General features: G+C 44.9%; 27 protein-coding genes. 10 read left to right on the plus strand and 17 right to left on the minus strand.

The genetic code is table 11. The features are described 5' to 3' along the window. Positions 1–105: 105 nt before the first annotated feature. The 4 genes from FEN17_RS20885 to FEN17_RS20900 all read left to right on the plus strand — a co-directional run bounded on the left by FEN17_RS20885 (position 106) and on the right by FEN17_RS20900 (position 3,733). Positions 106–699: a riboflavin synthase gene (locus FEN17_RS20885; protein ID WP_138367329.1), complete on the plus strand. Its 594-nt coding sequence runs from the start codon at positions 106–108 to the stop codon at positions 697–699. A gap of 67 nt (positions 700–766) precedes the next feature. Next, positions 767–1,564, plus strand: coding sequence for a PASTA domain-containing protein (locus FEN17_RS20890; RefSeq protein ID WP_138367330.1), 798 nt, complete (start codon positions 767–769; stop codon positions 1,562–1,564). Continuing rightward, entirely contained in the window at positions 1,539–3,407 is a 1,869-nt protein-coding gene (locus FEN17_RS20895) for a T9SS type A sorting domain-containing protein (protein WP_138367331.1), read from the plus strand. Before FEN17_RS20890 ends, FEN17_RS20895 begins: the two co-directional genes overlap by 26 nt. Positions 3,408–3,433: 26 nt before the next feature. Continuing rightward, the gene (locus tag FEN17_RS20900) at positions 3,434–3,733 is read left to right on the plus strand and encodes a rhodanese-like domain-containing protein (protein ID WP_138367332.1); all 300 of its coding nucleotides are present in this window, start codon (positions 3,434–3,436) and stop codon (positions 3,731–3,733) included. A gap of 49 nt (positions 3,734–3,782) precedes the next feature. On the opposite strand, the gene miaA is transcribed toward FEN17_RS20900, so the two are convergent. Beyond that, the gene (gene miaA / locus FEN17_RS20905) at positions 3,783–4,706 is read right to left on the minus strand and encodes a tRNA (adenosine(37)-N6)-dimethylallyltransferase MiaA (protein WP_138367333.1); all 924 of its coding nucleotides are present in this window, start codon (positions 4,704–4,706) and stop codon (positions 3,783–3,785) included. A gap of 205 nt (positions 4,707–4,911) precedes the next feature. Between miaA and FEN17_RS20910 the strand changes: the two genes are divergently transcribed. Next, on the plus strand, positions 4,912–5,520 hold the full coding sequence (locus tag FEN17_RS20910) for a collagen-like triple helix repeat-containing protein (protein WP_138367334.1): 609 nt from the start codon (positions 4,912–4,914) through the stop codon (positions 5,518–5,520). Between the two features lie 87 nt (positions 5,521–5,607). On the opposite strand, the gene porN is transcribed toward FEN17_RS20910, so the two are convergent. The 8 genes from porN to sucD all read right to left on the minus strand — a co-directional run bounded on the left by porN (position 5,608) and on the right by sucD (position 14,811). Then, positions 5,608–6,675 (minus strand): type IX secretion system ring subunit PorN/GldN, encoded by a 1,068-nt coding sequence (gene porN / locus FEN17_RS20915; RefSeq protein WP_171037975.1) that lies wholly within the window; start codon positions 6,673–6,675, stop codon positions 5,608–5,610. Between the two features lie 37 nt (positions 6,676–6,712). Then, positions 6,713–8,305: a type IX secretion system motor protein PorM/GldM gene (gene porM / locus FEN17_RS20920; RefSeq protein ID WP_138367335.1), complete on the minus strand. Its 1,593-nt coding sequence runs from the start codon at positions 8,303–8,305 to the stop codon at positions 6,713–6,715. Between the two features lie 90 nt (positions 8,306–8,395). Beyond that, a complete protein-coding gene (gene porL, locus FEN17_RS20925; protein ID WP_138367336.1) occupies positions 8,396–9,211 on the minus strand; it encodes a type IX secretion system motor protein PorL/GldL in 816 nt (271 codons plus the stop codon). Between the two features lie 116 nt (positions 9,212–9,327). Then, the gene (gene porK, locus FEN17_RS20930) at positions 9,328–10,401 is read right to left on the minus strand and encodes a T9SS ring complex lipoprotein PorK/GldK (protein WP_138367337.1); all 1,074 of its coding nucleotides are present in this window, start codon (positions 10,399–10,401) and stop codon (positions 9,328–9,330) included. Positions 10,402–10,758: 357 nt separating this feature from the next. Beyond that, a complete protein-coding gene (locus tag FEN17_RS20935; protein ID WP_138367338.1) occupies positions 10,759–11,736 on the minus strand; it encodes a PorP/SprF family type IX secretion system membrane protein in 978 nt (325 codons plus the stop codon). Between the two features lie 131 nt (positions 11,737–11,867). Next, entirely contained in the window at positions 11,868–12,650 is a 783-nt protein-coding gene (locus tag FEN17_RS20940) for a uroporphyrinogen-III synthase (RefSeq protein WP_138367339.1), read from the minus strand. Between the two features lie 43 nt (positions 12,651–12,693). Next, positions 12,694–13,875 (minus strand): DUF4271 domain-containing protein, encoded by a 1,182-nt coding sequence (locus tag FEN17_RS20945; protein ID WP_138367340.1) that lies wholly within the window; start codon positions 13,873–13,875, stop codon positions 12,694–12,696. Between the two features lie 57 nt (positions 13,876–13,932). Further along, complete coding sequence (gene sucD / locus FEN17_RS20950; protein ID WP_138367341.1) at positions 13,933–14,811, minus strand: succinate--CoA ligase subunit alpha; 879 nt, start codon at positions 14,809–14,811, stop codon at positions 13,933–13,935. Positions 14,812–14,914: 103 nt separating this feature from the next. Here sucD and FEN17_RS20955 point away from each other — a divergent pair, with 103 nt between their 5' ends. Continuing rightward, complete coding sequence (locus FEN17_RS20955) at positions 14,915–15,517, plus strand: DUF6962 family protein (protein WP_138367342.1); 603 nt, start codon at positions 14,915–14,917, stop codon at positions 15,515–15,517. A 104-nt stretch (positions 15,518–15,621) separates the two neighbouring features. Then, the gene (azu, locus tag FEN17_RS20960; RefSeq protein ID WP_138367343.1) at positions 15,622–16,119 is read left to right on the plus strand and encodes an azurin; all 498 of its coding nucleotides are present in this window, start codon (positions 15,622–15,624) and stop codon (positions 16,117–16,119) included. Between the two features lie 65 nt (positions 16,120–16,184). Here azu and FEN17_RS20965 read toward each other — a convergent pair whose 3' ends face one another. Continuing rightward, positions 16,185–16,724 (minus strand): TlpA family protein disulfide reductase, encoded by a 540-nt coding sequence (locus tag FEN17_RS20965; RefSeq protein ID WP_138367344.1) that lies wholly within the window; start codon positions 16,722–16,724, stop codon positions 16,185–16,187. A gap of 192 nt (positions 16,725–16,916) precedes the next feature. On the opposite strand from FEN17_RS20965, the gene FEN17_RS20970 reads away from it, so the two are divergent. Further along, on the plus strand, positions 16,917–18,260 hold the full coding sequence (locus FEN17_RS20970) for a tetratricopeptide repeat protein (protein WP_229208930.1): 1,344 nt from the start codon (positions 16,917–16,919) through the stop codon (positions 18,258–18,260). Positions 18,261–18,317: 57 nt separating this feature from the next. Here the strand turns inward: FEN17_RS20970 and FEN17_RS20975 are convergent, their stop codons facing one another. Genes FEN17_RS20975 through FEN17_RS20985 form a run of 3 tightly spaced genes read right to left on the minus strand, consistent with a single transcriptional unit; the run spans position 18,318 to position 19,982 of the window. After that, complete coding sequence (locus FEN17_RS20975; RefSeq protein ID WP_229208931.1) at positions 18,318–19,028, minus strand: superoxide dismutase; 711 nt, start codon at positions 19,026–19,028, stop codon at positions 18,318–18,320. Between the two features lie 24 nt (positions 19,029–19,052). Next, entirely contained in the window at positions 19,053–19,667 is a 615-nt protein-coding gene (gene recR, locus FEN17_RS20980; RefSeq protein ID WP_138367345.1) for a recombination mediator RecR, read from the minus strand. 39 nt (positions 19,668–19,706) lie between these two features. Further along, a complete protein-coding gene (locus tag FEN17_RS20985; protein ID WP_138367346.1) occupies positions 19,707–19,982 on the minus strand; it encodes an ATP-dependent Clp protease adaptor ClpS in 276 nt (91 codons plus the stop codon). Between the two features lie 108 nt (positions 19,983–20,090). Here FEN17_RS20985 and FEN17_RS20990 point away from each other — a divergent pair, with 108 nt between their 5' ends. Then, positions 20,091–21,566, plus strand: coding sequence for a sodium:solute symporter (locus FEN17_RS20990; RefSeq protein ID WP_138367347.1), 1,476 nt, complete (start codon positions 20,091–20,093; stop codon positions 21,564–21,566). A 294-nt stretch (positions 21,567–21,860) separates the two neighbouring features. Further along, complete coding sequence (locus FEN17_RS20995; RefSeq protein ID WP_138367348.1) at positions 21,861–22,256, plus strand: hypothetical protein; 396 nt, start codon at positions 21,861–21,863, stop codon at positions 22,254–22,256. 56 nt (positions 22,257–22,312) lie between these two features. On the opposite strand, the gene FEN17_RS21000 is transcribed toward FEN17_RS20995, so the two are convergent. Genes FEN17_RS21000 through FEN17_RS21015 form a run of 4 tightly spaced genes read right to left on the minus strand, consistent with a single transcriptional unit; the run spans position 22,313 to position 26,385 of the window. Next, positions 22,313–22,651, minus strand: a complete 339-nt coding sequence (locus FEN17_RS21000; RefSeq protein ID WP_138367349.1) for an MGMT family protein — start codon at positions 22,649–22,651, stop codon at positions 22,313–22,315. After that, positions 22,629–23,228 (minus strand): DUF3109 family protein, encoded by a 600-nt coding sequence (locus tag FEN17_RS21005; protein ID WP_138367350.1) that lies wholly within the window; start codon positions 23,226–23,228, stop codon positions 22,629–22,631. Before FEN17_RS21005 ends, FEN17_RS21000 begins: the two co-directional genes overlap by 23 nt. A gap of 10 nt (positions 23,229–23,238) precedes the next feature. After that, positions 23,239–25,707 (minus strand): LysM peptidoglycan-binding domain-containing protein, encoded by a 2,469-nt coding sequence (locus tag FEN17_RS21010; RefSeq protein ID WP_138367351.1) that lies wholly within the window; start codon positions 25,705–25,707, stop codon positions 23,239–23,241. A gap of 33 nt (positions 25,708–25,740) precedes the next feature. Next, positions 25,741–26,385 carry an O-methyltransferase gene (locus FEN17_RS21015; protein WP_138367352.1) on the minus strand — a complete coding sequence of 215 codons (645 nt, stop codon included), beginning with the start codon at positions 26,383–26,385 and terminating at the stop codon, positions 25,741–25,743. Positions 26,386–26,387: the final 2 nt, after the last annotated feature.

Consider the following 26,387-nt stretch of genomic DNA (forward strand, 5'->3'; position numbering starts at 1 on the left):
AAACTGGAAAGTAATCGCGGGGTAAACATCACTTGCCTCTTACATGTTGAAAGAAAGAGTAGCGAACAAATCGTAACTTAGTGCTTTCAAAAATTGTAATTAACCATGTTTACAGGAATTGTCGAGTCAATCGCGGAAGTAGTACATATAGAAACCGAGGGTACCAATAAGACTTTTACACTGAAATCTTCTCTCGTACCCGAATTCAAAATTGACCAAAGCGTAAATCACAATGGTGTTTGCCTGACGGTGGTAGCGGTAGAAGCTGATACTTATAAAGTGACCGCTATCGAGGAAACATTGTCGAAAACAAATCTTGGGCTTCTGAAAACAGGAGATAAGGTAAACCTGGAACGCTGCATGCCAGCAAACGGACGGTTTGACGGGCACATTGTGCAGGGGCACGTGGACCAGACGGGTATCTGCACGAATGTGGAGGAGCGTGACGGAAGTTGGTTGTTTGATTTTGACTACGACGGCTCGGTAGGTAACATTACCGTGGAGAAGGGTTCGATATGCATTAACGGCGTGAGCCTCACGGTTTTCAATTCGCAGGAACATGCTTTCCGGGTGGCTATTATCCCTTATACTTATTCATTTACGAATTTTCATTCACTGAAAGCCGGTGATTCGGTGAACCTGGAATTCGATATTCTGGGTAAATACATGCAAAGAATTCTTGGTTCTTATCGCGTATAGTGTATTGGCTTCTTGAAATATTACGTTTATTTTTACCCAACCATCATTTTCGCGCAGCATTACATTCATGGCCAAAATAAGTACACAATCCCGAAAGGACCTTTTCACGCATATTGGAATAATCGTTTTACTTCTTGTGGTCCTTTTTCTCGGGTTCTTTTTTGTCTATCTGCCTTTCACGACCAATCACGGAGAAGCGATTACGGTACCTGATTTGAAAAAGAAAAATGTGGAGGAACTGGAAGAATTCCTCGGCGACCGCGACCTGCGCTATGAAGTGGACTGCACATTTGTAACCAACACACCGGCCCTGACCATTATTTCACAATATCCTTTGCCAGGTTCCAAAGTGAAAGAAGGCCGGAAAATATATGTGACGGTAGTGTCGCGCACGGCGCCGCTGATCAAAATGCCGAAACTGACAGATATGACGCACCGCAGCGCGCAAATGTTGCTGAAAAGCGTCGGTCTGGAAGAAGGAAATATTTCGTATGTGCCTGATATGGCGCAGAATGCAGTTTTGAAACAAATGTATAACGGCAAGGAAATCCTGCCGGGACAGGCTATCGCAAAAGGTTCGCGGATTGACCTGCAACTCGGCGAGGGATTGGGAACTGCGCAGTTTGAGGCACCCTCTGTGATTGGTATGCCGCTGGATGAAGCTAAAATTGCAATTATCGGTGCTGGGCTTAAAATCGGGCAGCAAATGGAAGTGCCTGCGGAAGAAGGTCAGGCGGCTGGTTCAGTGGTGCGACAAAATCCGGATGCGGGTAATAATGTGAGAATAGGGGATGTAATCGATCTTTGGGTAACACCGCAGGGCGCCGAACCAGTTGAGAATGAGACGAGTTTACCACAGCCATAAAAATTTCTTCATTAATATTCAATTTTTGCTGATTGCCGGGATGTTCGTCCTGGCTCAGTCGATTCCTGCTTTTGCCCAGCTTCGGATTGTCCCGCTCGGTGAGTTTCCACAGCATTTAGAATCCACCGAGGATTTTAAGGATCCCGCAAGAATCGGGGCGTCACTCAGCTTACCTTTCTTTGACGACTTTTCGACCACCAAAACTTCGGCACCGAGCAATGCTTACTGGCTGCCGGGGAGTGGTGTCTACGTCAATAACACGCTCACAAATTCTCACCCATCGGTGAATGTAGCCACTTTTGATGGGCTGAATGCTGGCGGGATTCCGTATAGTCTGGTAAATCCGCTCACGCAGAATTTTACCGATACACTTACTTCTCAGCCTGTTAACCTTGCTGGAAAAGCCGCTGCCGATTCTGTTTATCTAAGTTTTAGCTGGGCTGCAAAAGGTTTGGGGGAACTGCCCGATTCCAGCGATTTTTTGCAACTTGAATTTTATAGTAAGGCCAATGGTTGGGTGGTGGTTTGGAATCAACTGGGCTATAATGTCGATACATTATTTCATCAGCAGTTTATTGCTATTAAAGATGCCGCTTACTTCCACGATGCATTTCAATTCAGGTTCAGGTCTTATGGAAGAAATACAGGGCCGTATGATACCTGGCATCTGGATTATGTTTATCTCAATGATAAAAGGTCTGTAAAGCAGCCTTATCTCTTTGATGTGTCTGTTAGAAAGCCACTTACGTCATTTTTGAAGAAATATACGGCGATGCCGCTGGGACAGTACAGGGTTAATCCGATCGCGGCTACTGCCGATTCGCTTAGAACGGATATTGTCAATCATTTCAACAATTTCAATGTGCTCACCAGCGTCCTGACGGTTTCTGATGAGCAGCGGGGGACGGAATTGTTGCGAGCTACACAGAGATCCATTTTGATAGAATCACTTAAATCAAAGTCACTTTCGGCCAAGATCAGTCCGCCTGCTATCCCTGCAACATTGGATAGTCTGCATTTATTATCGAAATTCTATATCGTCACTACGGACACGATTCCGAAGGTGAATCTCAAAACCAATGATACGATTTACGCACGAACAACATTATCGGATTACTATGCCTACGACGACGGAAGCGCAGAATACGGGGTGCAGGTAAACCAAAAGTTGGGTAGGGTAGCAGTTCAATATGTACTTTCAAAACCGGACACGATTGGCGGGGTGCGAGTGGCATTGGTACCTTTCAACAAGGATATTTCGGGACAAAGTTTTACGGTTCAAATTTACAATAACAAAAATGGCCGGCCCGATCGGATGATCGCCCAAAGGTCGGTTCCAGTGCGCTATGCGTCCAGCAGAAATGCATTTATCGATTACGCATTCAGCAACCCGGTGGCGGTTTTGGATACTTTTTATGTAGGCTGGCTGCAAATCAATGAGCAGCCGGTGACAGTTGGTTTTGACCGTAATTCGACATTCAGTAAAAATTCTGTTTACTATAATCTGGGAACCGAGTGGGCGAAAGAAACGACATTAAATGGTAACATTATGCTGCGGCCATATCTTGGCAAAAAAGCGCAGGCGATTGTTACCGGAAATGAGCCGGTAGCTAGTCAGGAAGTACATTTTTTCCCAAACCCAAATAAGGGGGAAATTAGTTGGCAAAATAAATCCATTAAAAAGATTGAGATATTCTCGGTGCAGGGACATTTGATAGAAACGATCATTCCGAAAGAAAACGCACAGACAGCTACATTGACGAATGTGATCGACGGCATGTACATTTTAAAAGCGACCGACGGGAAACGATCTTTTGTGCAAAAGATGTTATTTTTTAAATAGATTTGATTTTTACCAAATTCAATCACATGGATATCACAGTTGAAGAATTAAAAGAGCGCCTGGATAAAGGCGAAGACCTTCACTTTTACGATGTTCGCGAAGAACATGAATATGAAGAAGATAATCTCGGTGCCACATTGATACCGCTGGGCGAGCTGCCGGATCGTCTGGATGAGCTCGAACCTTTGAAAGATGAAGAGATCATCATTCACTGCCGTTCGGGAGCCAGAAGTGGCCGGGCGGCGCAGTATCTGGAATCTCAGGGCTTCACGAATGTGAGAAACGTTGTGGGTGGGATTCTGGCTTACCGCGAGCTCGAAGACTAAGTTTTATTCAGTTAGAGAAGCAGTTCGTAGCATGGTTACGAACTGCTTTTTATTTGGCCGCAGCAATTTCGGACTTGACATAGTCGAGAATTTCTTCAAATGCACCCGCATTAAACCATTTAAAATTTCCCTGGTGACGGAACCAGGTCAGCTGGCGTTTCGCGTAGCGCCGGGAGTTTTGTTTCAAAAGTCGGATCATTTCTTTTTCGTCATATAATCCGTCCAGAAATCCGTATACTTCCTTATAACCAACTGTTTGCAGCGCGTGATGCGCCCGGTATCCAATCAAATCCTTGGCTTCAATTACAAGACCGTCGGCCAGCATTTGATCCATCCTACTATCAATCCGGTGATATAATTCTGCCCGGTCGCGGTCGATGGCAATGTTCAGCGCCAAAAATGGCCGCTTCCTGGTATCCCGCTGCTGATATTGACTAATCGGCTTTCCCGTGGAATGATACACTTCCAAAGCGCGTAAAACCCGCTGCGGGTTCATGATTTCTTTTTTAGCCGCAAATGATGGATCAATTACGTTGATTTCTTTTTGCAAAATCGCAAGTCCCTCCGTCTGCAATCGCTGCGTGAGTGATTCCCTCAGGCCGGGTAGGGGTGCCGGCAGGTCATCCAGTCCTTCCAGAACTGCCTTAATGTACAGTCCGGAACCTCCCGTCATGACTACGTAATCGTATTTCTGAAAAAGCGATTCGAGCAGTTTTAATGTATCTCTTTCGAAATCGCCTGCACTGTAGTTTTCGCTGATGGAATGTGAATTGATAAAATGGTGCGGTACCTGTGCCAGCTCCGCCTCGCTGGGCTTAGCGGTACCGATATTCAGTTCCCGAAAAAATTGCCGTGAGTCTGCCGAAATGATCTCCGTGTTCAGCGCTTTTGCCAGCCTGATCGAGAGTTCGGTTTTCCCGACAGCAGTCGGTCCGGCTATCACAATCAGATGTTTTATTGAAGCCTCTGGCATTGCTGGATTTTTGTGTTATTCGTGGATTACAAAAATAAGTAACCGGTTTTAAAGCGACCCGGCATTCTTTGGATGCGCAGAAGGATTAATAATATTTTTTGCATAATTTATGCCTTGAACGCCTTTATGCTCGTCACTTTACATTTTGCTTGCGTAACGACTCTTACAATTTCTTCTTTAATTCACAATTTAAACGTTAACAGTTATGTTCAAAAAATTATTACTTTTTGCCTGGGTAGCATTAATGGTGGCATTCATTGCAAGCTGTAAAGGGGAGCAGGGTGATGTGGGACCAAAAGGAGACACAGGCGCTGCGGGACCAACCGGGCCAGCGGGACCTGCCGGCGCTGATGGCCAGGATGGTACGGGTGGCGGCGGTGGAGGCTCGATCATCGCTTTTATGGGTGAAATTGAGACGGATACAGCTGGTAATATGGTTGTTGGTGATACTGCTTTCTTCACGGGATTTACCGCAGATGAAATTAAAAGTGTTGAAAAAGGGGTTTTCCAGGTGTATCTTAAAGATGATGGCGCTTATTTCCCAGTACCAGGACTTGTTCTTTTCAGTGACGAGGCGATTAGCTATGGTTATTACTATGCTGTGGAAGGCAATGCACTATACTTCCCAATTTACAGAACATCTGCGGCGAAAGTGAAAAAGCGGTCATTTGAAGAAGTTAGAGTTCTGGTTATCCCAGCGGCCAATGCAAACGGTCGGGTGAGTTCAAATGTCAATTGGAAAAATTACGATGAGGCGGTAGCAGCGTTAGGGCTAACTGAGGCGGATGTAAAGGTGGTGAGAAAAGGTCACTGATAAATCCCTGAATCTGAGATATTCGATGCCAATAAAAAAGGAGCTAACCGTAACGGTCAGCTCCTTTTTACTTTGATTTCCTTAAAATTAATATTCCCAAAGACCGTGTTCAAGCTCCATCAACTCCTGTTCGTAGTTAAGAGATTTGATCAACGCTTCTTTTTCGCCGCTGTAAATGTCCAAAAACGCTTTATCGCTGGCATTTGAGAATTTCACGATCCTTCCGTAGAATAAGCGCAGATCAAATGCATCTGCCAGGTTTTTATTCTGGGCGGTATTATGCGTGTTATACCAGATATATTTCTTAGGATCGCTTCTGAACAATCTTTCAGCATCTTTCCAGCGGAATGAAGCAACTGGTACTTCAAGACCCGTCGCAGTTTGATCAGACGGAAGAATGATTGTCAAAGTCTGAACATCATTATAGAGGCGTGATCTCTTTTTGTCAAATGTCCAGTCTTCCTTGATCTCAATGATACTCAACTGCTCAGGAAAGTATTCTTCGTCGCTTGCAGCTACCTGGGTTTCGAAAGATGTAGAGTCTACCTTAGGTTGTTCTACCACAGGTTCTGCTTTTGCCACCTCGTTTTTAGCACCTTTTTTAGAGCTTTTCTTCTTAGGAGGTCCCCATCCATCGTCTTCTACGATTGCCTCTTTCTTAGGATCTTTTTTTGCAGTATTTCCCCAGCCATCGTCCGCCGAGGTTGCTTGCTTGGCAGGATCTGCTTTTGGTTTGCCTCCCCATCCGTCATCCGTTTTTGCAGGTTCGCCAAATCCGGCTGCTATCTCTTCTGCCGATAGTCCGGCTGTCTGATTAGGGATTAATATACGCTTATGCAGATCATCAGAAGTAATCTTGGTTGCGCAAGAATCATTCGTGTAAGCATCGATCAATCCTGCTTTCGCAGCTTCCAATAAATAACGGGTAATCTCATTATTTTTTGAAAACATGGATACGTTCTGCTTTTCTTTCAAGTCGATCCGTCTCCATAATGTCCTTTTCATCATCACATCGCCATCACTGATGGGACGGGATGAGAAATTGTTTACAGTCGAGTCCTCCTTTTCCTGGGCAAATGCAACTCCGGTTCCCAGCGACAAGGATAACAAAGACAGTGCAATGTGTTTTCCGTTCATTCTTCTCATATCACGCATAAGGTTGTATTGACCAAACAACGACTGAATTTTTTTATTAGTATAAGATGACACTTCTGATTTGGTTGCCCATTTCAACCTCGTTCACAGCACCTTTAAAGTTCTGGCGCTCAACTTTTAAAATCGTGATCACATAGCGGTCACCAGGTTGTGCTTGTTGTGCCAGAGAAGATATTGAACCGCCACCGCCACTCAATGTAACACCATTAATGCGTCTTGTGCCGCGGGCCAGCGAAACTTCAATTTGAGATACCCTGAATTTCGCATCTTCCGGAGAGAAGTTTTTAAAGCTTTCGTCAGGAACGGCAATTACCTGAATGCTGCGGGTTCCGCTTGCAGGCGCGCCGCGTCTCTCGTCAAAAGTTGCACCATTTACACGCACTTCGATAGAAGGCTTGGGCACTTTATTTACTCTGAAAGGCTCGCTACCCAGCTGGTTTCCAGCATTAAATACATTAATGTTCAGCTGCGCTTTATTAGGGACAATCGTGAATTTTCCTTTTTGTCCGCTCGCGATAATTTCGCCGCCATCTGTTGTAAAATTAGGTGCCCAAAGCGCGCCCAATGCAGGGCTCTGAATACTCAGCTTATTTGCGCAACCCAGATACAAGGGAGGCAATGTTCCTGTCTCGATCTGGTAAGATGGTTTTACAACAAAATATTCCTGGCTCATGCTGTAAGTGGTATCTCTGCCCGAAGGGGTAGGGATGGTGATTTTACCTTGCAGCTCTCTTTTTGCCAAACCTTCGGCATTATAGCCACCACCTTGTGCAGTGAACTCGATCAAACCAACACCATTTTCAACTTTCACAGGCGCACCGTTTAAGCTCATACGGGGAGTGATACCTGATGCGGAAGCCGCAATGAACATTTGTCCTTTAAACTTGGTACCTGCTACAACCGTCTTGGCGTCTGCGCTTACCATAGCCAAAACACGGTCAAACTTGATATCAGCTGCACCTACTTTGCTGGCGAGATAGTTCAAAACTTCACCCTCCATCCGGCGGATGTCGGTTTGTTTCTGGCTCAATACCGCCAATGCTGCTGCTACGGGAGTCGACTCAAAATTAAGCTCGGCAAAATCCTTATTGCGCTGCTCCTTATTTCCTTTCACAACTGGATCATCTTTTCCATCCAATGCAAGTCCTGAAAATTTGTTAGGAGAAATCTCGCTCAATTTGGAAGAATAAGCATTTAATGTTTGCTGCAATTTGTAGGCTTCTCCTTTTTTTCCAGCACCAATCATCATCTCAGCCACTTTTGCCTCTTCTTGCGGATTTTTGATCCCGCCTTCCTCATTCAAACCGCCGCCAGCTTTGGTAATGATCTGTTGTTTCAGGGCATTAAGCTCATTGGTAATATCAGACGAAAGTTTGCGAACATCTTCTGCTTGTTTAAAAACGGCCACATCCGCTGCGCGGTTACCTGATTTTTCTACCGCAGATTTTATTTTAAGTACAGTTTCCTGGTTGATTTGATTTGCTGCTCCGGAGGATAGTTCCAAAGAATTGTTCAGAAGAATGAATTTTTCTATAATGGCTGAACTTACCTGCAATGCGAGCATCGCGGTAAGTACCAGATACATCATTCCAATCATCTTTTGACGGGGTGTTTCTTTTCCACCTGCCATATTGTTCCGTAATCGGTTTTCTGTGTGAAAAAATAATTTAAGAGGAGAGAGGTAGAACCGGCAAATTTGAGCGGCTACTCACTTCCTATTTTAGGCATTACCTCCGCGCATTGCAGTAAGCATGTTACCGTAAATGCCATTCAAAGAAGAAATGTTAGTTGTCAGTTTCGACATTTCGCTTTTAAATACCTGAGATTCTTTTGTAGCATCTGCCATGTTTTCCATCGCAGCAGTCAAGTTGCCATAGAATGCATTCATTGCTTTCAAATGCTTCGTAGTGTCTTGCAATTCCAGTTCATAGACAGCATTTAATGCGCCCATATTTTTAGTAATCTGCTGAAACTGGTCTCTGTAAGACTGTGCATCTTTCGTAGCATCGGCCATAGAGCTCATCGCGTTGATCGCAACACCATACGATTTATTCATGTCATTGATTGCAGTTGAAGCATTTTTGACATTTTTCGCGTAGTCATTGGTAGCAACTGTCGCATCAGTCAGGTCTGAAATTCTGCCAACGGTGTCAGAAAGATTTCTGAACCCTTTTCCAAGGCTGTCGAAAACTTCTGGGGACAACTTGGCATTGTCCAGCATGTTGTCAAGTTTCGCTGTGATGTTGCTGCTTTGTGTTGAGCCACGTGTGATAGCAGGTCCGTTGTAATCGTCCGCCAGCTCAGGATACACACGTGTCCAATCCGGATCTTTATCTGCTCTTTGTGTAATTGTTTGTAGCGCATATAGTAGGAAAATAACTACCTCAGTTCCCAAACCGATAGTAAGCATCTCGCCACCTCCATCCCAATGTTGAATTTTAAATAAAGCTCCTAAAATTACGACTGCTGCACCCGCGCTATATATTGTAGGTACTACCCTATCCCAAACAAAACTAGGTCCATTACTCTTAGCCATACGAATTAAATCAGTTACAGTGAAAATTTGTTATTAATAAAGTGTATTTGTTTTTGAATTGACCGTAAAAAAGAAGCAGAGTAAAAACACTGCTTCTTCGTTATTGTAATTACGTTCTAGCGACGACGGGCACGGGCACCTCCACGGTCGTTAACATTATCCATCACGCAGCGGAACCCTATGAAAGCCCGGCGTTCGGTTTCAAATTCATAGGTACGTGTACCAGTTTGCAGGTAGTAAGCAATGTCTTTCCATGAACCGCCTTTTACAACCTTACGAGGTTCGTCAGGATTATTGTATTGCGGGTTCATATCCCAAACAATCGCAGTAGCATTATCGGTATAAGCATCCGAAGTCCATTCTGCCACGTTTCCAGCCATATTATACAAGCCGAAATCATTTGGATTATAAGCGTTTGCCGGTCCGGTGTATGGGTATCCATCAGCGTCATAATTTCCGCGCTGCGGTTTGAAGTTAGCCAGGAAGCATCCCTTTGCATTCATCGTGTAAGGGTTACCCCAAGGATATTTCGCAACTGCTCTTCCACCGCGTGCAGCCCATTCCCACTCAGCTTCGGTCGGTAAACGGAAGCCAGTTGAATTAAACTGACCTTCTTTGTTTTGAAAATCGTGCAGCAAATTGGTTCTCCATTTTGAGAAATACTCTGCACCGATCCAGCTAACACCTACTACCGGATAAGTATCGAATCCCGGGTGCTGATAGTAATATTCTACAAATGGGTCTCCGTTTGAATAGGCGAAGTCTTTTTTCCAGACAGTTGTATCGGGATAGTATTTGGACATAATTTCTTCCTCGCCCAAAACTGATACAGAGTCAACTAAAAGTGCATTGACGAACTGGCGGTATTCATTGTTTGTGATTTCAGTGTCATCCATGAAGAATGAACTGATGGTAACGCGGCGGTTCATGTTGTTCATTGAAGATGCAATATCTTCGTCCGCCTGGCCCATCACAAAAGAGCCTGAGGGTATAACCACCATACCTGCGGGTGTTGTCTGCTTAAATCCCTTCCGGGCTGTTGCTGTAATTTCTCCGTTTGAGATACCGCTTTCTTCTTTTCCGCCCTTGCCAAACTTGCTCTTGATAAATCCGCAACTCTGCATGAGCATAAGAGCGGCTATCAAAAGCAAACTTTTGACTCCATCCCGATAGAACACTTTCACATTCATAGTGGTTTTGTAAAATTATGAGTAATAAAATGTTAGCCTAAAAACGTTGACCAATGTGATATATTATGCCTTAAATCGAACAAAAATCAGTTTGATGACGTAGCGATCCAGGGCAAGATCTGTGTAAAATGTTGTGCCGGAATTTATCAGCAAATTCCATAACCACCGACTTAACGCACGAAAAAGAGTTTTGTTATAATAGCCGACAGTTTTACAAATATAATTTAAAGTTTGGCAAACTGGGTTAAGCAGATTATTTACAGGGCGATAAAAAAGGATTTATTAAAGCCCATAAAGCCTAGACTTAAATATTTCTAATATAAAATGTTATTTTATCCACAAGGCGCTCGGGCTTCATCAATACCGGAAACGTGGCGTTCTGATGATCGTTTTCTTGCCGAACTTGGGTGAAGGCAGCGCATAAGACAGCATGACCTCGAAAGACGATGGCGCTTTAGATTTGTCGCCGCCCAATACCAGATCATACGCTCCGGAGAGACGAAGCGATTGATCGCTCAGCAGATAAATACCTCCCATAATAATAAAGTAAGTGTCTTGCTGGCGATAAGTACCTCCAATCCAGTATCGCTTGTTATAGGTTACCGTCGCGCCACCTTCCACGGAAACTGTGCTGATATCTGATTTTACCAAAACAATAGGTTGAATGTCAAGCAAGTAACCAAGTTCAATATTTACACCGGCGTTAAAGTATAATGTTCTTGGTAGTGGATTAGTACCAGTGGCCGAGCCCAGTTCGTATTTCGGTTTTAAAAAATGGTTTAGAGATACGCCTGCGTAAAAAGTCTCATTTTCATAGCGTACACCCACGTTGAAATCCGGGTTAATTTCTGAAATTATGCCTGTCTGGATCAAGGGGTCGTCCGGGTCACGGGCTCTCAGCTTACCATAATCAATTGCCTGACGGAATAAACCTGCGCTGGCCCCAACCTGAAAATTTCCACCGGAGAGCGGAATGTGGTAAGCTGCCGAAATTTTGAAATCCTGATCAGTTCTAGGGCCGCTTTTATCATTTAAAGCATAAAATCCAATCCCAAAATTTTTAATCGGCATGCTGAATGACAGCAGCTGGGTAGATAATGCGCCGCCCGTATCGTCCAGGTTTGTACCCTGGTAACCCGCATATTGCGTCCTGTGGGTCAGCTGAAATTTTGTAAGCCCGTCCGCCCCGGCCGCGGCAGGATTGAGGTACAGTTGATTTAATGAAAACAAACTGAATTGGGCGTCTTTCTGGGCTACTGCACTAAACGAAACTAGAAGAAATATAGCAAGGAGCCGGGTATATTGAGAACTTTTGAGAGTAAACGTAAATGTCATGCTACTGGGTTAGTTAAGGAACTTGCCGATAGTTTGAAGATCCTATTCATAACGCATATTGCTTAAAAAAATTGACAAAAGCATAAAAAAGCCCTGGAAATTTTCCAGGGCTTTTTTATGCCATTTTGGGCTCAAATGTTGTTGGCTTTTCGAATGTAAAGATCCAGTGCGCCAGTCATGGAAGGGGCATTTGGAAGCGGTGCCTGAATGTCCAGGATCAAGCCCGCATCTTCAACAGCTTTCGCGGTTGTCGGGCCAAACGCTGCCAGCCGCGTAAAGTTTTGCTTGAAATCTGGGAAGTTGTCGAAAAGCGACTTGATTCCCGACGGGCTGAAAAACGCGATGATGTCGTAGTAAACGTCTTCCAGATCTGAAAGATCAGCCGAAACAGTTTGATACATGGTCGCTTCGGTAAAGTGAAATTCCTCAATGTCCGCAAATTCAGGAATGTCATTCTTGCGAACGTCCGAGCAGGGATAAAGGAATTTCTCTTTTTTATGCTTGCGCATCAGCTCAATTAGCTCGGCAGCGGTTTTGGTACCTGTAAAAATCTTTCTCTTACGGATAACAATGTATTTTTGTAAGTAATTGGCTGTCTGCTCTGAAATACAAAAATACTTCATCGTAGCAGGCACCTCGATCCTTCCTTCGTTGCAAATCCTGAAAAAGTGGTCAATGGCATTACGGCTGGTAAAAATAACCGCCGTATGGTCGAGGATATTAACTTTTTGTTTGCGAAAGTCTTTGTAAGAGACGCCGTCTACTTGTATGAAAGGGCGAAAATCAACTTTGATATTGTACTTTTTTGCCAATTCATAATAGGGTGAATTCTCGTCGGCTGGTCTGGATTGACTTACAAGAAGACTGGTTACTTTTTTAAGCCTCTCCTGATCAAAATTGATGGTATCACTCATGTAAAATCCTCAATTAGTTTAAGTCCCGTGTCACTATTAATTATTACAATGCAAATTTCATACTAACAATGAGAGGGATTATTTCAATGACGCAAAGGTAAGAAAATAAATAGAGATTAATCAATGAACCAGACGGCTTGCTGACCACGTACAAGCCTATAAAACGCACCAGATAGAAGATCAGAAAGGGCAGCAGAACATAGCCCCTGGCCGCGCTGAGCCAGTCGACGTGGTTGAGGTTCAGCGTGAAAACTAGCATAAAAACCAAGGCGTAAAAAAGGTAGGAAGATTGTACTATTTTGATAAAAATAATGTCCACCTGCTTGTCCAGGTTCAGCATGTTTCCGGCGAGTACCATGCAAATATATTTGGTATATGTCAGTACAAAAAAGAGCGTGGATAGTATCAGGAAATCGCTGAGAATGAGTAGCGTAGTTGACTTTTCTGATAAAATGGTACTGAGCGAAAAAAGATTAAGCTTATTCGTGGAAAAGTAAATCAGGATGAAGCTCATCAGCATGGCGCTGATGATGACGAAGAAAATAATTGTATTGCTATAAGGTTTATTGATTTTCGAAAGCTGGTCCCGGGGATCACTGTTAAAGAATTCGATCGGATTGATTAAACGTATAAATGAGAGTGGATTGAGATTATAGATCCACACATTCAGGATCAAAATGACGATCAATGCGATGGCCGCAAAATTTCCGAACGGGGAGAAAGAGATGGGTTTAATGTTGATGAAATTCGGCCTCGCCCCGGAAATGATCCCGGATTCGTTTTGCTTCTTTTCATTACACAATAAGACCGTTTTGTCCCCAATTCCCGCATTTCCGTAAATGGTCAGCAACAATTCTTCGGTGCGGTAAATCCTATAAAGACTATCAATGCTGAGTTCCTGCCACTTATTCGGCACAATCCGGTTTTGCAAAGCCCCTTCCAGAAAAAGATAGCTTTCGTTTTCCGTCCGGATCAGGAGCGAATACTGTCGGTTTTTAAGAAGGTCAATGTAAAGACTCACGAAGCGCGAACCCTCATTCACGCCCTGCGAAAACGGGACGTAGTTTTTATACTGGCTATTGTAAACCTGCCAGTCGTTTTGAAAATTGTAAACAGGAAAAAACTTTTCGGGTGGGGTGACCTTTGCGGCACTGTAAACCAATGTTCCTGAAAGCAGGAATGCTGAGAAAAAAGCCCAAAAAGCAATCGAAAATATGGACTTCATTGGTATAAAAAAGGGCGGAGTTTCCTCAGCCCTCTTCATGTATCTGCTTGAATAAGATTATTTTCTTCCTAATGCGATCAGCATTGTTTCGCCGATCAATGCAGGAGATTCAGCTACGAAAATACCACATTCTTTCATGATCCTGATTTTTGCCTCAGCAGTATCGTCAGCGCCGCCGATGATCGCACCCGCGTGGCCCATCCGACGACCTTTCGGCGCAGTCTGGCCAGCGATAAAACCAACAACCGGCTTTTTATTTCCTGTCGATTTCACATAGCGAGCAGCTTCTGCTTCCATGCTTCCACCAATTTCACCAATCATAACGATCGCCTCCGTTTCAGGATCTTCCATCAATAATTCAACAGCTTCCTTGGTCGTGGTACCGATGATCGGGTCACCGCCGATACCGATTGCCGTAGTTTGTCCCAATCCGGCGCGTGTCAGCTGATCCACCGCTTCATAAGTCAATGTTCCTGATTTTGAAACCAGACCCACTGTACCTTTTTTGAAGATAAAACCTGGCATGATACCCACTTTGCATTCTTCTGCAGTGATTACACCAGGACAGTTAGGGCCGATCAAGCGGCAATTTTTACTCTTGATATATTCTTTCGCCTGCATCATATCCTTGGTAGGGATACCTTCGGTGATACAAACAATGACTTTAATACCAGCATCAGCAGATTCCATGATGGCGTCAGCAGCAAAAGCGGGCGGAACGAAAATGATCGATACGTCGGCTCCGGTAGCGCGCACAGCAAGGTCAACTGTATTGAACACAGGTCTTTCCAAATGAGAAAGTCCACCTTTACCAGGAGTTACACCACCAACGACGTTTGTACCGTATTCAATCATTTGCTGGGCATGAAAGGACCCTTCCGAACCGGTAAATCCCTGAACTATAATCTTAGAATTTTTATTGACTAAAACGCTCATGTTGGTAAATCAGTTTTTTTGGTAAAAGTAGAACGAAAAGCACGAAGTAGCAAAATGTAACCAGATTTTGTAAATTGCTTTTTTGACATTTCGACGGGTGTTTATGGATATACTTAGCAATCCTCATATATTTTCAAACCTAGTTCTCAGTTTCACCAGTCTATTCATTTTTTTCAGATATTTTAAACAGCAAACAACCATAAGCCGGTGGCTCTGGGGCATTTTCCTGTTTAGCATTACGTTCGTCGCGCTGACCGATCTACTTGTGTATGCCGGGGTTGAAAAGCTGGAAAATCTGCATGAAATTGTGATCGCCGGGGAGATGACACTCGGCGCAATGTGCCTGGTATCCGCATCCTGGTGCCTGATTATGCGCTACAAAGGAGGTACCTACTTACTCACGTCCACAATCGGTTTGGGATTGCTGCTTTTTTACTGCATTACCTGGTTCCGCGTCGAATATGTGGGGTTGATTATCAAATCACTTTGCATTCTGGTCACATTGCTCATTTCCTGCGTCGGTCTGGCGAGCAAGCAGAAGAGTGCATTATGGGTCGTTTTTTCCATGATGCTGCTGGCCTTGTCTACCAAATCGGGCAACATGCCAATTCCGATGGACCCGGTGGATATCAACCATTATATGATGGCGCTGGCGGTGGTTTGCGTGGGCCGGGCGGTGCGTGATCAATACAAAATCCTGTTCTAAAATTTAGTTTATCAAACAATTGTTAATGAATTGTTTTTTTAAAATGGCGTGTCGTAAATTGCACAGGTTAATTTTAAACAATCAAGTTTACTAATACTCAGAACATGAAAACGACCAAGTATGGCGTAATGCTTCTTGCCTCAGTTATGGCTTTCGGAGCACTTACAATGAACCCTGTTGCAGCTGAAACTACCCCTGCCGTGAAAGTGGCAAACGATGTGAAACAAGCCAAGGTTATCACGATCAAAGGTAGCGATGCAATGCAGTTCGACCTGAAAGAAATAAAAGTAAAGGCTGGACAAAAAGTGAAGCTTACCCTGACGCACTCTGGTAAACTGGCGAAAACTGCGATGGGCCATAACTGGGTTTTGTTGAAACCAGGTGTTGACATTGCCGCTTTCGGATCAAAAGCAGCTGCTGCGAGAGAAACCGAATACATCCCTAAATCGGAAGAAGCTAATATTATCGCACATACTAAGCTGGTAGGCGGTGGCGAAAGCGATACCGTTGAATTTACAGCTCCTGCAAAAGGAACTTACACATTCATTTGCAGCTTCCCAGGTCACTACGCGCTGATGAAAGGAAGTTTCATCGTTGAATAATATTTAAAGCATAAAAAAATGGCGGTCAGGTTACTGATCGCCATTTTTTTTGTGTTGATACTAAATCAAATTTCTGCTAGTTGCTTGTCGATTAGATCGATAACTTCGGGTCGGTCCCATTTTGAAGCACCAACTTCCTGGGCGATGATCTTTCCTTTATAGATAATGTACGTTCTGGGAATCGCATTTCCGTCCAGTGCCGGGGGATAGGGTCCCACGAACTGATAGAAAGGCAGCTCGTAACCTTTTCTTGCAATAAACGGCGTAACTGTCGCCGCGTCTTCATCCGAAATAATGTAGAATGCGATTTTCTTATCATTCTTATATTTATCGTAAAGCTTCTGGATACCAGGCATTTCCATGTTGCAAGGCCCGCACCAGGTAGCCCACACATTCAAAAAGATCAGCTTATCTTCCTCCATTTTCACCGGATTTCCGTCCAGGTCATTCAAAGAAGTCAGATAAACGGACGATTCCGGTGCTGCTGACACTACCTCGCCCGCAGGTATCTGCTCGTCGGCGGGTTTGAAGAAAGAATAATAAACCGCGGCGGCGCCAACCAGGATCAGTACGACCAACAATATTTTCTTTGGAGCAGAACTCATAATGATGCTTTGATGGATGAAAACGAAACTGCCTCAATGCAGAATCAGGTAAAAGTAACCATAATATGAGAAAATATTTTAATGCAGCGGTTTCCTGAAATAGCGCAGCTGATCATTTGATGCAACGTGGGAATTTGAATACTTTTATAGAATAATTTTACGATATCTGATTTGAGGAAAAGGTTTACGTTCATGAAAATTTTAATCTTTGGCATTACTTCTGTCATTGCTTCAATTCTCCCCTTCCACATTTTTGCTCAACGATCCGCAGCCGAATTTTTTGAAGAAGGAAATACAAAAGCGGGTACCGGCGATTTCAATGGTGCCATGCAGGCTTACACGGCCGTCATTTCCATGAATCCCGAGCATGCGCCGAGCTATTTTAACCGGGGTTTGGCGAAAGCAAATCTGAAAGATTACCGCGGCGCCGTGCTGGATTATGACAAGGCCATCGAGCTGAATTCCAAGGAGGCCATGTACTACCAGAGCCGGGGCGTCAGCAAAAGTCTCCAGGAAGATTACCGCTCGGCCATCGAGGATTATTCCAAAGCCATCGAAATCAATCCCGATGAGCCCAAAGCTTACTACAACCGGGGAGTAAGTTACGCCAAGCTCAAAAACCTCCGCAGTGCCCTAGCCGACCTGGATCATGCGCTTTCCCTCAATCCCGATGAGCTCGCAGCATTGTATGCACGGGGAAACTGCAAGCAGGATATGCAGGAATATGCCGGAAGTCTCGCAGATTTTACAAGAGTTATTGAGTTGAGCCCAAAAAGAACTGGTGCGTACGCCGGACGGGGTTTGGCAAAGCTGGAATTAGGTGATTACCAGGGAGCTGCGGCTGATTTTACAAGAGCGATAGAGCTAAGCCCAAATGAAGGTGACTATTACAGCAACCGTGGTTTTGCTAAGAATAAAATTGAAGACTACACCGGAGCGATCATTGATTTTGATAAAACAATTCAGCTCAATCCGGATGATTATAAAGCTTACTATGGCCGGGGCTTTTCAAAAGGCAAGCTGAATGATTCGAGAGGCGCGATCGCCGATCTTTCCAAATCTATTGAATTGAAAAACAGCTATGTGGGCGATCCTAAGAAAATCGCGTACACCGGCAAAATCAATAAAGAAAAGCTGGACGAATTACGCGAGCAGGTTCAGCAGCACATTAAGATAGAAAACCTGACAAATGAGCGTGCAGAAGCCTATTTTATCCGCGGAATTAATAAATCAAAAGTAGGAGAGGTCAAAGGTGCAATCCAGGACTTGACTACTGCGGTAGAATTAAACCCGACTTATTCGAATGCTTACTTCTCACGCGCATTGATCCGCTCCGCATCGGGAGACCAGATGGGCGCAGTGCTGGATTTCACGAGCTCAATCAAATTACGCTCCGACTATCCGGAAGCCTATTATCTCAGAGGAATCCTGAAAAACAGCCTGGGTGAAGTAAATGACGGCTGCCTGGATCTGAGCAAAGCCGGTGAGCTGGGATATCAGCAGGCTTATAAGGTGATTGGGAGTTATTGTAACTAAAAAAAGGGTTAACAGATCATTTTCAATCTGTTAACCCTTTTCCTTGATTGTTTATTTTTAAGCTTTTTTCAAATTCTCCGCTACTTTTTCCCAGTTAACTACATCCCAGAATGCTTTAATGTAGTCCGGGCGTTTGTTTTGGTAATGCAGGTAGTAGGCATGTTCCCAAACATCTAGTCCTAAAATCGGGGTGCCTTTAAGATCCGAAATGTCCATCAGAGGGTTATCCTGATTGGGTGTAGAACCTACCGACAGCTTACCGCCTTTGGCCACGAGCCACGCCCAGCCAGAGCCGAAACGGGTTGTAGCCGCCTTTCCAAATTCTTCCTTAAATTTATCAAATGACCCAAATTGACCGTTGATGGCATCTGCCACCGCGCCGGTTGGTGCTGCGCTTTTCTTCGGGCCCATTACTTCCCAGAAAAATGTGTGGTTCCAGTGACCGCCGCCATTATTGCGGATCGCCGCAGGCGCCTTGCCGATGGATTTGATGATTTCGTCCAGAGATTTTTTTTCGAACTCGGTACCTTTCACCGCATCATTCAAATTCTTGACATAAGCCGCATGGTGCTTACCATAATGGATTTCCATGGTCATTTTATCAATGCTTGGCTCCAATGCACCAAAATCGTAAGGAAGCGGTGCTTGTTTGAAAGGCGCAGTTTCTGCAATTATTCCGGTAGAGGAACCCGCGAAAGCGCGGTCAGTAAGCGCTCCGACTGCCAGCGAGCTGCCGGCCAATGTCCTCAAAAAATCTGTTCTATTCATAACATTGCATTATATATGGATATATCAATCATAAGCCACCCGGCTTACAATACTCCGCCCAAGCGTAATCTCATCGGCATATTCCAGATCGCCACCGATCGGGACGCCGCGGGCTATGGTGCTCATTTTTACACCGCTCGGTTTCAGTTTTTTTTGCAAATAAAAAGCGGTGGTATCTCCTTCCATGGTAGGACTCAGCGCCAGAATCACTTCTTTCACCGGCTCATCTGTATCCTGGTTTTCAACCCGGGCAACCAGCGATTCAATGTTTAGATCAGCAGGGCCAATACCTTCGAGGGGCGAAATAATTCCGCCTAAAACATGGTATAAACCTTTATACTGATTCGTCGATTCGATCGCCAGAACATCACGGGTGTCAACCACGACGCAAATGATCGTCTGGTCGCGCCGTGGATTGGAACAAATGTTACAAAGCTGGTCGTCGGCAATGTTGTGACATTTTACGCAATAAGTCGTTTTAGTGCGCATATTGACCAATGCCTCAGATAAAGAACGGGTTTGCGACTCTTCTCTCTTCAGCAAATGTAGTGCCAAACGCAGGGCTGTTTTTTTTCCTATTCCCGGGAGACGGGAAATTTCACTTACGGCATCCTCAATAAGTTGTGAGGGGTAATTCATGTGAAGGAATTGAGTTTAGGCAGATAAAGATCGCCTTTTTTAGTGTATTTCAGCTGAAATACCTCTTCTGCAAATTTCGTTCCGCATACCGGTCAGCTCATCAAAAGCGCCTTCTTTTACCGAACATTTGCCTTTGTAATGTATGATGATCGTACACTGTTCCGCCTGCTCATTGGAGTGTCCGCAGACTTCGATCAAAGTGTCTATAACCCAGTCAAAAGTATTGATATCGTCATTGTAAATAATGAGCCTTTTGATATCAGTGTCAACCGTCTGTTCCAGAATTTCGACGTCGGTCTCGGTAAGCGCTTGCATAACAACCAAATTTCTGTTTGATTAGCAAATCTAATTAAAAACGCAGATTATTAGAAGTTTTAAGTGCCTTTTAATCCGCTTCCACATCCATTCTAATACCCACTTTTAATGAATCCATACATCTCCCTGGTCATCCTGATAGTCTATTTTGGCATGCTGATTACGGTATCCATTTACACTTCCAGGGGAGCAGATACCAATACTTTTTTCACCGCAAACCGGCAGTCGCCCTGGTATCTTGTCGCCTTCGGAATGATCGGTACTTCACTTTCCGGGGTCACATTTGTGTCGGTGCCTGGTGCTGTGGTCAACATTCAATTTTCGTATTTTCAGGTAGTTATCGGGTACATTCTGGGATATCTCGTGATCGGTACTGTGCTGATGCCATTGTACTACCGGCTCAACCTGATCTCCATTTATTCGTATCTGGAGCAGCGATTTGGTTTTTGGTCTTATAAAACCGGTTCCGGGTTTTTTCTGCTTTCCAGGACCATCGGCTCAGCGGTAAGATTGTATGTCGCGGCGCAGGTTTTACAACTCGCATTATTCAAACCACTCGGTATCCCTTTCGAAGTGGCAGTGGCCATTACGATTTTCCTGATTTGGATTTATACATTTAAAGGCGGTGTAAAAACGATTATCGTCACGGATACCCTGCAAACATTCTTCCTGATCACAGCGGTTATTCTCACGATTGTGCTGGTTTCCAGCGAGCTGCACCTCGATGGCATCGGCGATATCTGGAACCGCGTGCAGACCAGCGGCTACTCAAAGATCTTTTATTGGGATACCAATGATCCGAAAAACTTCTTCAAACAGTTTTTCGCGGGCGTTTTTATTGCAATCGTGATGACGGGTCTGGATCAGGATTTAATGCAGAAAAACCTGACTTGCAAGAACATTGGGGAGGCACAGAAAAATATGTTCTGGTTTACCGTCGTGCTGGTAATCGTGAATTTTCTTTTCCTTTCTCTCGGCGCATTGCTTTACGTATATGCCGAAGCGCAAGGCATTCCTTCGCCTGCCAAGACTGATGATTTCTATCCAATGCTGGCTCTAAATCACCTCGGATTGGTAGTAGGGATCACATTCCTGCTGGGTATCACCGCCGCCACCTACGCCAGCTCCGATTCTGCACTGACCGCACTCACCACGGCATTTTGCATCGATTTTATGAGCATTGAAAAACGGCCAGAGGAAAAACGCTCGTCGATCAAGTTCTGGGTGCACGTGGGTTTTTCAATTGTCTTTTATCTCGTGATTTTAATCTTCAACCGGTTGAACAGTAAGGAAGTGATCACGGCCGTGTTCGATCTTGCCGGATATACTTATGGTCCGCTGCTAGGCTTGTTTTCATTTGGGGCATTTCTCAAAAGACCTGTCAAAGATCGGTGGGTTCCTTTGGTTTGCATTATCTCGCCCATCCTAACCTACATCATCAATGATCACTCGGCAGAATGGTTCAATGGTTACAAGTTTGGTTTTGAAAGATTGATCATCAATGGTCTCATCACATTCATTGGATTGTGGCTGCTGCACAATCCCAAAGCTGAACGTTATTCGCCGGCTTCCACGACCAGGTAATTCTTATTCAATTTGTTGTAACATTTTCTCAAACCGCCTGCAATATGTTTCAGGCGGTTTTTTGTGCTGTGTCCGTTCGCTTTCAAACAGAAACGTTCGGTACTGAACATCGCCGGACGCGGCTAAAAATTTTTTAAAATAATCGTAAAATACTTTTAAACATCTGTATATCAATGGTTTAAAAACGTAAATTTTAGCTGTAAAATCGTTGGAAATTAAATCTGGCACATTCCTTTTTCTGTATAGATCAACCACGCCAAATGGCTGGTCATAACATAAAACTCATATATAGCCATGAAAATTTCAATCGTTTCCAACCTGTTCTGCGCCTTAGCGCTCACTTTGTCCCTTTCTTCATTCGCTGCTGACAAAACCAGCAAAGACGAAAAAAATGCGTCAGCCGTCTCTTTCGACGCCGCGCTTTACAAAGTTGCACAGACAAACAAAGTAAAACTTTCCGTAGACAAAAACGCCAGCGACAGATTGAGAGTCGTTTTGCGCGACAAAGCCGGAAAAGTTTACTACTCGGAAGTGTTCAATGACAAAGACGCAAAATACCGCCGCGTTTTTGACCTGGAAGAAATGACTGACGGAACTTACTATTTCGATTTGTACAACAACAACAAAGCCAAATTGACAAAAGAGGTTCAGATCCAGAGCAACAACGAAAAGCTGATCTCATTGCAATAAGGTTAGAAGGTTCACCATGAAAGCAAAAATCCCGGCTTAGGCCGGGATTTTTTGCTTTAAAGTAATTCGTTTTCCGGGTCCCAGAAAACCGCCTTCCAGTTTTGTATCTTATCATTTTTGACCGTAACGCCCTCACTTTTCAGTCTTTCCTGCATGGCAGTGGGCGTTTCGAACAAATGTCGCGCACTTAAAATACCCTGACTATTTACGACCCGGTGCGCTGGTATGCCTTGCTGCAAATAACCATTTCCCATCGCCCAGCCCACCATTCGTGCGCCGCGTTTCTGGCCCAAATACTTTGCGATAGCACCATAGGAAGTCGCTCGACCTTTCGGGATCTGACGGACTACCTCATATACGTCGTTGAAAAAGCTATTTTCCTTCGCTGCCTTCATTGGCTCTCGCTGCCTGGCGTTCGTTTATTTCCTCGTTGAGCTGCTCGTACCAGCCTTCTCCATAAGCCCGGATCAGCGGTTCTTTCAGAAATTTGTAAACCGGCACGCTGAGCTCTTTACCAAAATCACAAGCCGGACTGCAAATATCCCAGCGATCGTAGTTCAGCGCATGGTATTGCTCATATTTAGTGACCCTAATCGGGTACAAGTGGCAGGAAATGGGTTTTTTATAACTGATCTTACCATCCAGATATGCCGCTTCGATGCCGCATTTTAAAATGCCTTTCTGATCATAAATGGCGTAGGCACATTCTCGTCCTTTAATGATAGGCGTCACGTAATCGCCATCCCAGTCTTTTGTGTAAGTACCTTCCGCAGCGATCACCGCCTTTCCTTCTTCGGAAAGATACGGTTCTACAAAAGGATAGATTTCATCCAGGATTGGAAGTTCGTCTTCATCCAGCGGCGCACCCGAATCTCCTTCCACACAGCAAGCCCCTTTACATTTGTCCAGATTACAGACAAAGAATTGGTCTTCAATATCGTCACTGATGCACGTGTTGTCGATGAGGATCATAGCTAAGAACCTATTGCTGAGGTATTTTTAATTTTTGTCCAACCATAACACTGTTGCCGGACATATTGTTTAGTCTTTTCAAATCCTCAATGTTGGTATGGTAAGTTTGCGCAATTCGAAAAAGTGTTTCACCGGCTGCCACGGTGTGCGTTTGAGTACCTGAACCCGATGTCACTGAGTTAGCACGCACAGGTTCAGCAGATTCTTGCTTTTTTACCCGCAGACGCTGGCCAGATTTCAACCGATCCGACTCGCCTAGATTGTTCAGTTCAAACAATTCTTTAATGGTCAAACCGTAAGCTTTTGAAATGCTGTAATAGGTCTGACCAGCTTGTACCGTATGAAATTCACTGCCGGTATTCGCTGTCAGGCGGGTTTCTTCCTTGATTTCCTCCGGTGTTTTGAATGTTTCCTCCGGCGCGGTCCGGGTTACTTCAATTTTTTCAGGCACCGCTTTCGCTACCGGCTCCTCTGCTTTTGAAGCTGCCAGCTCCCGGCCATTTTTACTCACAATCAGCTTTTGACCGGAAATTAACCTGCTTTTGCTCGTGCGTTTGTTCAACTCCAGAAGTTCAGCTAGGGAAAGCTGGTATTTTTCAGCAATGCCAAAATAAGTATCTCCCGAAGTCACGGTGTGGTAAGTAGTTGGCTTTTCAGCAACACCACTGGTTTTGGTCGTTGTCTCACGCGCTTCCCGCTCTGCTGCCGCAGCTCTTTGCCGGGCATACACAGATGTCGGTGCCGTGGCGCGGCTATCATTTGGCGTGATCACCTTGGAAGGCGTTTCTGATTTCGCGATCGGCCTGGTTTCGTCACCCGTTTTAAATGATGAATCTGCATTATCCTGTGTGATGATCACCACCCGCTCATCGGACTCAGGGTTGGCTGCGGAAGGTTTGCTGCTCGCGGCGCTTGTCGTTTTTGGAGCAGTAACCGTAGGGACGGTAGCAGGAGGCACAGCGCCGGTTGCGGGCGTATTCGCAGGAGTTGCGCTGGCCGTTTCTGATTTTTCAACAAGCACCGGCGTATATTTTTTCCGTCCCGATGGTTTATCCGGAATAGTATTCGTCGAAGCAGGAGTTGCCGGGGCTTTTTCAGGAACTACTGCCACAATCGAATCCTTCACCACAGACTTAGGCTGCGGCGGCGCAATGATCTCGATCGGCTGGTTTTTCGGACGTCTTTTTGTCAAAAACAGTACCTGACCGGTTTGGATCGGGTAATTTCTGCTGGTAGTTCTGTTAAATTTCAGCAAGCTGACAAGCCGCAGACCATATTGCTGCGAAACGCTGTGCCAGGTATCGCCCGGTCTTGCGGTATGGAAAGGTGTTGCTGCTTTCTTATTTTTCTTTGCCAGATAATAAACATTGCCGGGTACCAGAGGCATTTCGGCCAGCATATCATTATAGCGCATGAATTTCGGCATTCTCATACCTCCTGCCTTCGCCAATGTCTTAGGCTTATCGCCGGCCGACGCCTGGATACCAGGCAGACCATTGATTTCATACAACTGCGGCGAACCCGGCCCACCAGAATTACCTGATTTTTTCAAAACGGGATACCCCGTATCTTCATAAACCGATGCCACGGCTGTTTGTCTCGGAGGCAATGATAGCTTCTCACGGACCGACGCCACCTGGCTCACGGGCACAGGCAAAGTGACCATATATTCCCGGTCACCCGGAATTTTATCGTCGGTCAGCCATTTATTATAAGTTTTCAAATCCGCCGAGGAAATGCCCAGGTTACTCGCCACATCATCCAGGCTTTTACCTTTCCCAAAATCTGACTCCATCAGGATATAAGGAACCGGTGTTTTGTAGCGATCGAGGCCAGCTTCGAGCGCGATCTTATGTGCAAAAAACCGCAGCATGTACCGGTCGGTTTTGGAAGTCAATGTTACTTCACGCGCATACGCCCAGTTGGCCGGGACGATCTTTTTTACGCCGCCCGCGCCGAGATAGTAAGAATATAAGGTAGTGACCCAGTTGTTGAACTGCTGGTTATTTTTTTTCAGATACCAGGCAGCGGCGTGCGTGGAAGAACTGATATTTTTTCGCTCGTCGATATCATCATCCACCCGGAGATTCAATCCGCGCGCAGTTTCCGGTTTAAATTGCCAGTAACCCACTGCATTTGAGCTGGATACGACATCGGGACGAAAAGAACTTTCCTGCACAGCCAGGTATTTAAAATCGATCGGGACTTCTTCATCCATTAAAATTCCTTCCACAATCGGGAAGTGAAGTAGTGCGCGGTCCATTTTTTCCTCCCAAAACTTCCGGTTGGACATCAGGTTTTTGACATCTTCCTCGATCAGGTTTTGCGCACTTCTGTCAAATTTTACAGTGATGCCGCCGAAAGAAACGCTGGATGGAATTTCGGGCACGGCTTGCGCGTGAATGTTTCCGCTGCCGAAAACTACGAGTACCCAAACCAGTGTGCAGTACCGGATGTTGTTAATGAAAGTTCTTGCCATAAATAGTAATGCTCGGCTTCTGAATTTAAAGACCTATAATTTTTGAAGTATCATTAACCCGTCACGAATCGGGAGGAGGAGGTTTGATACACGCGGATCTTCGTGTACCATTTTATTAAAGTCCAGTAACGCCTGGGTATCCTTGTCTATTTTAGTGTCGGGCTGCGTAATTACCTTTCCGCTCCACAGCACATTGTCTGCAATCAGGAAACCTCCCGGCCTGACTTTATCAAGACAGAGGTCAAAATAAGCAGAATAATTGATTTTATCCGCGTCGATAAAAACCAGATCGAAAACCTCTGAAAGCGTCGGCACAATGTCCAGCGCGTTGCCGATCCGGTAGTCGATCTGCGGTTCGAAAGGACTTTCGCCGAAGTACTTTCTCGTTAATGTTTCCAGTTCTTCGTTAATATCGATCGTGATCAGCTTCCCGCCCGGCTGCAATCCTTCGCATAAACATATCGCCGAGTAACCGGTATAAGTGCCGATTTCCAGAATGTATTCCGGACGGATCATTCTGGAAATCATGGACAAAAACCTTCCTTGCAAATGTCCCGACAACATGCGGGGATTGAGCACATTGGCGTGCGTTTCTCTGTTCAGGGATTTTAGCAACCCGCTCTCATCTTCCGTGTGTAGTTCGGAATAATCCTCTATTTCCTCTGCCAAAAACTTCATGT

The organism is Dyadobacter luticola (assembly GCF_005860805.1).
Taxonomy (GTDB): Bacteria; Bacteroidota; Bacteroidia; order Cytophagales; family Spirosomataceae; genus Dyadobacter; species Dyadobacter luticola.

What these genes read in the sequence shown, in the direction of transcription:
- azu (WP_138367343.1), top strand. Translation starts at nt 15,622, where the DNA reads ATGAAAACGACCAAGTATGGCGTAATGCTTCTTGCCTCAGTTATGGCT.
- FEN17_RS20990 (WP_138367347.1), top strand. Translation starts at nt 20,091, where the DNA reads ATGAATCCATACATCTCCCTGGTCATCCTGATAGTCTATTTTGGCATG.
- porK (WP_138367337.1), bottom strand. Translation starts at nt 10,401, where the DNA reads ATGAATGTGAAAGTGTTCTATCGGGATGGAGTCAAAAGTTTGCTTTTG.
- FEN17_RS21005 (WP_138367350.1), bottom strand. Translation starts at nt 23,228, where the DNA reads ATGATCCTCATCGACAACACGTGCATCAGTGACGATATTGAAGACCAA.
- FEN17_RS20940 (WP_138367339.1), bottom strand. Translation starts at nt 12,650, where the DNA reads ATGAGTGATACCATCAATTTTGATCAGGAGAGGCTTAAAAAAGTAACC.
- FEN17_RS20885 (WP_138367329.1), top strand. Translation starts at nt 106, where the DNA reads ATGTTTACAGGAATTGTCGAGTCAATCGCGGAAGTAGTACATATAGAA.
- FEN17_RS20945 (WP_138367340.1), bottom strand. Translation starts at nt 13,875, where the DNA reads ATGAAGTCCATATTTTCGATTGCTTTTTGGGCTTTTTTCTCAGCATTC.
- FEN17_RS21015 (WP_138367352.1), bottom strand. Translation starts at nt 26,385, where the DNA reads ATGAAGTTTTTGGCAGAGGAAATAGAGGATTATTCCGAACTACACACG.
- FEN17_RS20895 (WP_138367331.1), top strand. Translation starts at nt 1,539, where the DNA reads ATGAGACGAGTTTACCACAGCCATAAAAATTTCTTCATTAATATTCAA.
- FEN17_RS20985 (WP_138367346.1), bottom strand. Translation starts at nt 19,982, where the DNA reads ATGCAAGCGCTTACCGAGACCGACGTCGAAATTCTGGAACAGACGGTT.
- recR (WP_138367345.1), bottom strand. Translation starts at nt 19,667, where the DNA reads ATGAATTACCCCTCACAACTTATTGAGGATGCCGTAAGTGAAATTTCC.
- FEN17_RS20995 (WP_138367348.1), top strand. Translation starts at nt 21,861, where the DNA reads ATGAAAATTTCAATCGTTTCCAACCTGTTCTGCGCCTTAGCGCTCACT.
- FEN17_RS20935 (WP_138367338.1), bottom strand. Translation starts at nt 11,736, where the DNA reads ATGACATTTACGTTTACTCTCAAAAGTTCTCAATATACCCGGCTCCTT.
- FEN17_RS20900 (WP_138367332.1), top strand. Translation starts at nt 3,434, where the DNA reads ATGGATATCACAGTTGAAGAATTAAAAGAGCGCCTGGATAAAGGCGAA.
- FEN17_RS20970 (WP_229208930.1), top strand. Translation starts at nt 16,917, where the DNA reads ATGAAAATTTTAATCTTTGGCATTACTTCTGTCATTGCTTCAATTCTC.
- porL (WP_138367336.1), bottom strand. Translation starts at nt 9,211, where the DNA reads ATGGCTAAGAGTAATGGACCTAGTTTTGTTTGGGATAGGGTAGTACCT.
- FEN17_RS21000 (WP_138367349.1), bottom strand. Translation starts at nt 22,651, where the DNA reads ATGAAGGCAGCGAAGGAAAATAGCTTTTTCAACGACGTATATGAGGTA.
- FEN17_RS21010 (WP_138367351.1), bottom strand. Translation starts at nt 25,707, where the DNA reads ATGGCAAGAACTTTCATTAACAACATCCGGTACTGCACACTGGTTTGG.
- miaA (WP_138367333.1), bottom strand. Translation starts at nt 4,706, where the DNA reads ATGCCAGAGGCTTCAATAAAACATCTGATTGTGATAGCCGGACCGACT.
- FEN17_RS20890 (WP_138367330.1), top strand. Translation starts at nt 767, where the DNA reads ATGGCCAAAATAAGTACACAATCCCGAAAGGACCTTTTCACGCATATT.
- FEN17_RS20965 (WP_138367344.1), bottom strand. Translation starts at nt 16,724, where the DNA reads ATGAGTTCTGCTCCAAAGAAAATATTGTTGGTCGTACTGATCCTGGTT.
- porN (WP_171037975.1), bottom strand. Translation starts at nt 6,675, where the DNA reads ATGCGTGATATGAGAAGAATGAACGGAAAACACATTGCACTGTCTTTG.
- FEN17_RS20910 (WP_138367334.1), top strand. Translation starts at nt 4,912, where the DNA reads ATGTTCAAAAAATTATTACTTTTTGCCTGGGTAGCATTAATGGTGGCA.
- porM (WP_138367335.1), bottom strand. Translation starts at nt 8,305, where the DNA reads ATGGCAGGTGGAAAAGAAACACCCCGTCAAAAGATGATTGGAATGATG.
- sucD (WP_138367341.1), bottom strand. Translation starts at nt 14,811, where the DNA reads ATGAGCGTTTTAGTCAATAAAAATTCTAAGATTATAGTTCAGGGATTT.
- FEN17_RS20975 (WP_229208931.1), bottom strand. Translation starts at nt 19,028, where the DNA reads ATGAATAGAACAGATTTTTTGAGGACATTGGCCGGCAGCTCGCTGGCA.
- FEN17_RS20955 (WP_138367342.1), top strand. Translation starts at nt 14,915, where the DNA reads ATGGATATACTTAGCAATCCTCATATATTTTCAAACCTAGTTCTCAGT.